This window comes from Microcystis sp. LE18-22.4A (assembly GCF_027531105.1).
GTDB classification, from domain to species: domain Bacteria; phylum Cyanobacteriota; class Cyanobacteriia; order Cyanobacteriales; family Microcystaceae; genus Microcystis; species Microcystis aeruginosa.
Genome location: NZ_JAPZRB010000551.1, coordinates 1 through 8,437, shown reverse-complemented (window position 1 = coordinate 8,437; position 8,437 = coordinate 1). Strand labels below are relative to the sequence as shown.

Sequence of the window (8,437 nt, the reverse complement as noted above, 5' to 3'; positions counted from 1 at the left end):
ATTCCCAAATGCGTTTAACCGCTATGGGATAGAGAGGTGCGTAGTTCACCCAAGGAGAATCAATCTCTCGAAGTAAAAGTGAAAGGAATTTCTGAAATGGAATTCAGTCTGTCTATATTTGACTATACTTTTACTAACTATGACAACAATTTTTGATTTTTGCAGGAGAGCTATCGAGTCGAGGAATACTCGTAGTCTTCGATAATATGGAGAAGTCGCATGGCTGAACTACAGGATTCTTCTAAAATTTCCTGTTTCTCCTGAGAATCTTCGATTAAATCTTCAGATACTAGACGCAGAGAACCTAAAAGACTATTAAGACTACTTCTCGCTTCGTAGGATAAATAAGCTTTTCTTTTTTGCTCATCTTCCCTATTCTTAGAGTCGGCCTCTTTGCTATCACTAAATTGCAGAGCGTGTAAACGGGCATAATGACCACCTTGAGCTAATAATTCCTCATGATTGCCGATTTCTGCCACTTTTCCCTTGTCCAGCACCACAATTTGATAGGCTTTTTGAACAGTGGAAAGACGGTGAGCGATCACAAGAGTAGTCCGCTCGCGACAGAGTTCATCGATCGCTTCCTGTACTAAACGCTCAGAAATTGTATCCAAAGCACTGGTGGCTTCATCGAGAATGAGAAGATCTGGATCTCGCAGTAAGGCCCGAGCGATCGCTAATCTTTGTTTTTGTCCCCCCGAAAGTCTCACTCCCCGATCGCCAATTTCCGTATCCAGTCCTTCCGGCAGTTTGCAGATAAACTCGTAGGCATTCGCCCTTTTTGTCGCTGCTAAAATTTCTGCATCACTCACATCGCTTAATCCGTAGGCAATATTAAAACGGAGAGAATTATTAAAGAGAAAAGTGTCTTGACTGACTATTCCCATGGCTTTTCTCAGAGATTTGATCTCATAATCCCGTAAATCGTGACCGTCAAAAAGAATCCTCCCGGCTGTAGGATCATAAAAGCGTGGTAATAAATCAGCAATTGTCGATTTTCCAGCCCCCGAAGCACCAACAAGAGCGATCATTTTTCCTTTTGGAATCCAAAGATCGATGCCCTTGAGAACTAATTCTTGATGACCGGGATAGGAAAATTGGACGTTATCAAAATGAATGCCTGTCTCTAATCTTTGATAGGGAATAGAGCCATTGCTCATAAATGGTTTATTCTCTCGAATGAGAAAATCCGCTACTATTTCTACTGCGGAAACATCACCCAATAGACTACTCCTAGCACCGTTAATCTGACCAACTATCGGCAGGGCCCGGAAAAGTACATAGAGATAGGTCAATAAAATTGTCGCTAAAGCTTGCAGTTGTTCATTAAAAAGATAACGACCAGCAATGATAATTAAAGCAATAATAATTACCCCACCGATCTCATTGAGCGGAGCGATTACAGCATTATTAGTCTGGGCATCTAAACCCGCTTTCTCCCGGGCTTCTATATCTTCCACAATAGATTCTAATTCGTATCTTTCATTGCCTACCGCTTTAATTAGGCGAATTCCCATTAACAGTTCCAACAGTTTATTAGTTTGCTGTTTAGCCGTTACGGTGATAATCTCTCCAAACTTTTTCGCTCTCTTGACAAAGTATTGATTAAGCAGACCTAAAAAGCCACCCAAAACACTAGAAAGAATAGTTAATTGCCAAGAAATTGATAATAAAATAGCTAAGTACATGAAAGCTGTGCCGATAATCTTAATCAGGTTTATGTAATTTCTAATTGATCCCACGGCTCGATTAATCTCCGACATGAAACGATTAAAAATATCTCCTATTTTACTTTTTACATAATAATCTATATCCACTTCTAGCAGCAGAATAACTGAATCAATTCGCATATCTTTGGACATAATCAAAGACAAGTAAGTTCCTAACAAATTACTGACAAAATTGGTAATATGCTTGAGAATTAAAATCCCTAATATCGCCGCAAACATCCAGAAAAAACGAGTATCGACCGAGAAAACCTCGAAAACGGAGAGCAGCTTTTTGATAATTTGGGGGGCATTTTTTAAGATATCATTTTCGGGATTAATAAAAGAAATTAGTAAGGGGATAACTAAAACAGTTCCTACCCCATTAAATACGGTACTGACAAAGCCGATAACAATGCTGGAAACCACTAATACCCAGTGTTTCAGCGTATATTTAAGGAGAATTTGATTAGGATTCATCGCTATAAGTAATAAAGTAAATAGTCAACGGTCAATTATCCTACTCGCTACAATCTAATAAGTAGGGAGGCACAATTATTTGTAGGATGGGTTAGCGGTAGCGTAACATGATCGGGCGTTGGGTTTCATGCTTCAACCCAACCTACGTTCATCTTATATTTAATTCCACCCACCTACTTATTTCCCTTCCAGAGAAGTAATTATGCCAGAGAGAGTTGTCGCCATGGCGGTGGTACTATAGGAGGCGATACAGCGCTCTCTGGCTTTTAGTCCTCGTGCATTAGCCGAGTCGAGATGATTAAAAACTTCTCTAATTATGACAGCTAGTTGCTCTGGCGATCGAGGTTCGACTAAATAGCCAATATCAGCTAAAATTTCGGGAATATCTGCCACTTTAGTGGAAATAATCGGTTTAGCCATCGCCATACCATCGGTGAGTTTAATCGGAAATTGGGCGTTAGCCGTGGCTTCATCCCTCTGGGGAACGATAATAGCATGAGCAGCGGCCACAACTTCCGGCATTCGCTCGAGCGGTTGAGCAGGTAAATGAATTAACCAAGGTTGACCTTTTTCTAGCAAACTATCCAGATAGCCATCCCCGATTTGGCGACCACCCACCACCACCAATTTAAAATCAGGATCACCAATTTGATCTAAAGCGATTAAGACATCTTCTAAACCTTTGTGGGGTCTAGCCGTACCCGGGAACATTAAGACTTTATAGGCAGATAAACCGTATTTTTGACGACAAGCGACGGGATCGTAGAGATTGGGATCGAAAAGTTGCGTATCCTTGCCATTCGGTAAATAAATCCCCCCATAGCGCTTTTGCAAAAATTGATTATTAACCGTCACCGCATCAGCGCGGTTAATTAAATTTTCCATCCAACGCAGATAGAGAGGGTGATTCGGGTCCCTAAGCGCACCATTTTTTTTGAGGATATCCCTAGCTAATTGTCGGGGATGAGGACGATAGGACCATTGATCGCCACCAAACCAACTCATTTCCCAATCGTCAATATCGAGAATTAGGGGACGTGGGGAAAAAAAACGTTTCAGTAAACCGATGCCGAAACTGGTGGGACGGGGTTTAACCGCATAGATAATCTCTCCGGAGAGGCGATCGAGTAAAGTTTTGATCTGGCCAAAAAACTGGGGATAATTATTGCCTTTGACCGATACCACCGGTAAATTCCCCGGTGGGGTTGGATAGATTTCCCGGCCAAAAATCGGGCCATAGACCGTCACCTGACAGTTTAGCTGTTGCAAGACTTGAGCAATCAAATAGACTCTTGTGCCACCACCACCGGATAAATCTGGTGCTAAAACAGAGATTTTTTTGTTCACGATCGCCGATCAATCCAGATTATCTAGCACGATAGGAGAATGTTAATCAATGTTAAGGTTTTTGTCAATCTTAGGCGAACTTAACATTAATGCCCCCCAGAGATAGACTAGACAAAGAAAATTAACATATACATTGCCGAGACGACTAACTGAGTAAACATCACTGGTAAACCGTAGCGCAGAAAGGTATGAAAAGTAATTTTGCCCCCGTGTTGTTCAGCGATGCCGGCGGCGACAATATTAGAAGAAGCCCCCACTAAAGTACCATTACCCCCTAGGGTGGCCCCATACATCATCGCGTAGAAAAGCGGTAAAACTTCCGGGGGAAAAGAACCGGCATAATCGGGAGAAAGAACCTCTGTCCCGACTAAATTAACATTAACAAGGTACTGTTTCAGTAGTGGAACCATGGCCACCACTAGGGGAATATTCGGAACTACACTGGAAATAAAACCGACAAAAAACAGCAAGACTAGAGAACCTAAAAAGATATTTTTGCCTAAAATTATCGCCAGAAATCCCGATAAACTATTAACTACACCAGTTTTTTCTAAGCCGCCAATTAGGACAAAAATCGACATGAAAAATAATAGGGTACTCCAGTCCACATCCCGGAGAATATTATGAACCGTATCGATTTTCGATTGCTGGGCTAAAAGTAGGGCTAAAGTGGCACCCATCAAAGCAACGGCCGCAGGAGCAAGGGGTACAGGAAAAGATTCACCGACGACGAATAAAAATAAGACTAAAAAGACGATAATTCCCCCCAGAGCTAAGACGCGAGGATGATTAATTTTCGGATGGGGTAATTCTTCTAAATGCTCGAATTTTGTCCGCCAGATTTTCGGGAATAACCAAGGTAACATAACCAGAATGGTAATTACTGCCAAGGCACCACCTAAACTCAAGCGCTGTAGGTATTCCATGAAGGTGATATTAATAGAATCACCGACGATATAAGTAGCGGGATCACCAACAATCGTTAATAATCCGGAACTGTTGGCTACGAAAACCATCAGGATTAAGAGCGGCACAAAATCCACACCGATATCTTGAGCTAAGGGGGGAATCAGCGGGGCTAATAACATCACCGTGGTGGCGTTGGGTAACACCGCACAGATTGGGGTAGTAATGGCGACAATTCCTATTAGTAATAATTTGCCCTGTCCCTTGGCTAAAAGCACCATTTGTGCTGCTAAATAATCAAAAATTTTCGTTGGTTCAAAGGCTCTCACTAACACCATTACCCCAAAAAATAGGGCGAGAGTGGCATAACTGCGACTGATATAACCCACCGCCTCCTGGAGAGTCATGATATGGGTAAAAACTAAGATTAAAGCCCCCAGTAAAGCCGCTACGGTAATATGAAGCCACTCGAACATAATCACCACAATGACTGCAATAAAAGTCATTGCAGCAATCCACATTGGTAAAGATTCCAGCATTTTTGATCCTGTTTTTACTTTCGGTTTCTCGATACGACTAAAAGTTTGCCCGAACTATATAGCAAACTCACAAAAAATATGGTTATCGACGGAAAATCTTAAAATTGTTGTGATCGGTGAACCTGCATGAGAATCCCCATATACAATGTCTCCTGTAAGTTATGACTATCAAGTAGTATCAGCGACATAACTGAACCGATCAAGACATTGCTAGGAATGTAGTGATGTTTCAGTCTTCCCCCCCACGCCGACGAAGTTAGCTGACGGGCTAGGATAGAGAGATATCCTTTTCTAGGCTAAAAAATCTAGAAATACGCCCCCAAATGTGGTTCCTCCGCTCCGAATTTGTCTAGCTAATATCTAGCATAGAAACTTGGATTAGGCTGACTTACTCTGTTTAGTGATCCACCATAGCATACTAACCCAAAAAAAACGATATAGCTCTATACTAGACCTATCCTGTCGGTTATCCCCCGGGTTGCTAGGATAGAACAATGATAAGCTAATAGCTAACGACTGACCGCCATAGCGGCCACAACAGAAATTTCGATGAATAGAAGACCTCGTTATACTCCTCCCCGATCGCGTGATCGTGATTATGACCGCTCCTATGGCGATGACTCCCGCGCTTCGTCCCCCGGAGGCCTATTGGCAAAATTGAACTATGCCATGATCGCCCTGATTGGTGGTATTTTTGTACTAGGAGTGGGTCTCGGTCTGGTATTCAGTTCTACCGCTAATTTTAGCCCCGAAAACGTCGCTTCCCGAGAAGTAATTGATCGCAGCGCCCCCAATGCGGAATTATGCGTGCAATTTGGGGCCAGTGCCATTGTCACCGATTTGCGGGTTTATGTCACTCTTAACCCCTTTAATGTTTTTGTTACCCAACCAGTCATGCAACCCGGTTGCGTTTTGCGACGCAATAACTGGTCAATTTTAGAACAACAAAAATTAGTCGATGGACAGCAGGTACAAAGTTGTAAAAACCGGATGAATACCTTTGGTTATACCGGCCCCTTGGAAGGCAAACCGAAAATCGATTGTATCTTCCAAAATGAAGCCGGGGGCAATCTTTTTGTTAATCCCGCCGGTGCTGTTGGCCCCAGACCAGATACAGATAAATTCTAAACCGGAAAAGATCGTTCTCCTGACTTGAAAGAGGGTGTAGGGTGTGGGGTGTGGGGTGTAGGGAAAGAAACCTCTTTCATCTGTGGGGGTGAAAATTTTTTCATCGGGACTGACTCCTAATCAACCAGAACAATTTTTGATTTTTACGAGAGGTCTAATGACTTAGCCATTGGCCCGTAGTCACCACAAAAATTCCGCCAGCTTTTTTTAAAATAGGCTGAACTTTATCGATCAGACGACCAAGTTGTTCGTCACTATTACAAACCGTCATAATGTAGTTACCACTGTAATCACAATCCAAGTCATCACAGGATAAACCTCGATCACCTTTTCCCGAAGTACTGCCAAAGACGGTATAACCGGAAACTCCGACAACATCAAGAACGCTTAAGGTTTCTTCCAGAAAAGCATGACTAACAATTATGTCCACTTTTTTGACAGTTTGTAGGGAAGGATGGGGGGATTCAAACATGGTAGTTAAGTAAAAAAGGTACAAGTGCAAGAGAACAATTTTGACGGGAATTATTTAAAAACCGCCGGGCCTTTTAGACTCCACAGCCAATGATTTTAATCATCTCTAGGTACAGAGGAATACCGATGATGATATTGAAAGGAAAAGTTAAAGCCAAGGCCATAGAAACGTATAAACTAGGATTCGCTTCGGGAACAGTCATTCTCATGGCCGCAGGAACAGCAATATAAGAGGCACTGGCACACAAAACAGCGAATAATAAAGCATTGCCCTGTTCAAATCCGAGAACCTTAGCGATGAGAATCCCCACCATAGCATTGATGACGGGAATGAATACCGCAAAACCGATGAGAAAAGAACCAGTTTTGCCTAATTCCCGGATTCTTTTCGCCGCCACTAATCCCATATCCAGGAGAAAGAAAGTTAAAGCACCATAAAAAATCCCTTGAGTAAAAGGTTCTAATTTTTCCCAGCCTTTTTCCCCCGTGAGCATACCAACAACAACACTACCGACTAAGAGAAATACCGAACCATTTAAAAAGGCTTCATGTAGAACCTTTGACCAAGAAAACGCTTCTTCTTCGCCATTTTTCTCTTTAAAGACTCGCACCAGGATTAAACCCACTACAATCGCCGGCGATTCCATTAAAGCTAAGGCCGCTACCATGTGACCGCCATAGGAAATATGAAGTTTTTCTAAAAAAGAACTGGCGGTGATGAAAGTAACGGCACTAATGGAACCATAGGCTGCGGCGATCGCTGCTGCATTGGCACTATCGAGTTTAATTTTCAGGATAAAGAAAGTGTAAATGGGAACGATGCAAGCCATAACCACAGAGGCAATCAAAGTTAAAGCGATTTGGTTATTGATGCCACTTTCCGCTAGTTCATAACCTCCCTTGAAACCAATCGCCATCAAAAGATAGAGAGAAAAGAGTTTAGGCAGTGGTTGGGGAATCTCTAGGTCGGATTTAAAAAATACTGCCAGCATTCCCAAGAAAAAGAACAAAACCGGCGGATTGAGAATATTGAACAGGATTAAGCTGCCATCCATAGGTTTGCGTACATTGAGTTATTTCAATCTATACTATTCGATTTTGAGAATACTGGGAAAATGTTAAGAACCGGATTAAAACGCTTAACGATGGCCGCCCAAAAAAATTAAGATGGGTGATGTTTCAGTGATCGGTGATCAGTTATCTTGAAACCGTCAGCTTTTCTCCCCTCTCCCCCTCTACAATAATTACTCGCAGCCAGGAATCACTTGGGTTAGTATCATACTTTGTGCTTTTTGTCAAAAAAACTTTTTTTTTGCAATAAAACTACACAAAAAAAAGATCATCGTTGTGGGTGAAATTGACTGATTTAACCGTTTTAATTAGGATCACCTTCTAGGTGTGGCAAGGGTTTCAACCATTGCTGCCCAAAAAAGCACAGAATAACCCATTATGAAATTCAGTAAAATCGCTGTAACTATGATAACATCGTTGTTAAATAAAAATCTTTCTCAATTAATTCTTAAGAATTTATAAATATTGCGGAATGTTAATTTAAATATTCTCAAGTTTTTGCAGTCAATAAATAACTTTTGCTTATATTTGTCAGAAAATAGAACTCCTGCAAAAATCCCACATCTACCATTGGATTCAGGAGACAGGATTCAGGAGACAGGAGATTATTTTTATTTATTCTCCCTTCTCCCCACACCCCACACCCCACACCCCACACCCCACACCCCACACCCCACACCCCACACCCCACACCCCACACCCCACTCCCCACTCCCCACACCCCACTCCCCACACCCCACACCCCACACCCCACACCCCACACCCCACTCCCCACACCCCACTCCCCAC

The 8,437-nt window shown here is 42.3% G+C and carries 6 protein-coding genes and 1 riboswitch; of the genes, 1 reads left to right on the top strand and 5 read right to left on the bottom strand.

What is annotated here, in order from left to right:
* Positions 1-170: 170 nt before the first annotated feature.
* The 3 genes from O9295_RS23615 to O9295_RS23605 form a co-directional block, all read right to left on the bottom strand.
* Positions 171-2,186, bottom strand: coding sequence for an ABC transporter ATP-binding protein (locus O9295_RS23615; protein ID WP_288035751.1), 2,016 nt, complete (start codon positions 2,184-2,186; stop codon positions 171-173).
* A 177-nt stretch (positions 2,187-2,363) separates the two neighbouring features.
* Positions 2,364-3,533, bottom strand: coding sequence for a glycosyltransferase (locus tag O9295_RS23610; protein ID WP_288035749.1), 1,170 nt, complete (start codon positions 3,531-3,533; stop codon positions 2,364-2,366).
* Positions 3,534-3,640: 107 nt separating this feature from the next.
* Positions 3,641-4,978 carry an ArsB/NhaD family transporter gene (locus O9295_RS23605; RefSeq protein WP_147070462.1) on the bottom strand — a complete coding sequence of 446 codons (1,338 nt, stop codon included), beginning with the start codon at positions 4,976-4,978 and terminating at the stop codon, positions 3,641-3,643.
* Between the two features lie 230 nt (positions 4,979-5,208).
* Positions 5,209-5,339: riboswitch (cyclic di-AMP (ydaO/yuaA leader) on the bottom strand.
* A 188-nt stretch (positions 5,340-5,527) separates the two neighbouring features.
* On the opposite strand from O9295_RS23605, the gene O9295_RS23600 reads away from it, so the two are divergent.
* Positions 5,528-6,106, top strand: coding sequence for a DUF3172 domain-containing protein (locus O9295_RS23600; protein WP_002733879.1), 579 nt, complete (start codon positions 5,528-5,530; stop codon positions 6,104-6,106).
* Positions 6,107-6,260: 154 nt separating this feature from the next.
* Here O9295_RS23600 and O9295_RS23595 read toward each other — a convergent pair whose 3' ends face one another.
* Both O9295_RS23595 and O9295_RS23590 read right to left on the bottom strand, forming a co-directional pair.
* Positions 6,261-6,578, bottom strand: coding sequence for a P-II family nitrogen regulator (locus O9295_RS23595; RefSeq protein ID WP_147070459.1), 318 nt, complete (start codon positions 6,576-6,578; stop codon positions 6,261-6,263).
* 73 nt (positions 6,579-6,651) lie between these two features.
* Positions 6,652-7,632 (bottom strand): sodium-dependent bicarbonate transport family permease, encoded by a 981-nt coding sequence (locus O9295_RS23590; RefSeq protein WP_288035744.1) that lies wholly within the window; start codon positions 7,630-7,632, stop codon positions 6,652-6,654.
* Between the last annotated feature and the right edge of the window lie 805 nt (positions 7,633-8,437).

Coding starts and splice junctions, on each gene's coding strand:
- O9295_RS23615 (WP_288035751.1), bottom strand. CDS start 2,186: ATGAATCCTAATCAAATTCTCCTTAAATATACGCTGAAACACTGGGTA.
- O9295_RS23605 (WP_147070462.1), bottom strand. CDS start 4,978: ATGCTGGAATCTTTACCAATGTGGATTGCTGCAATGACTTTTATTGCA.
- O9295_RS23600 (WP_002733879.1), top strand. CDS start 5,528: ATGAATAGAAGACCTCGTTATACTCCTCCCCGATCGCGTGATCGTGAT.
- O9295_RS23595 (WP_147070459.1), bottom strand. CDS start 6,578: ATGTTTGAATCCCCCCATCCTTCCCTACAAACTGTCAAAAAAGTGGAC.
- O9295_RS23590 (WP_288035744.1), bottom strand. CDS start 7,632: ATGGATGGCAGCTTAATCCTGTTCAATATTCTCAATCCGCCGGTTTTG.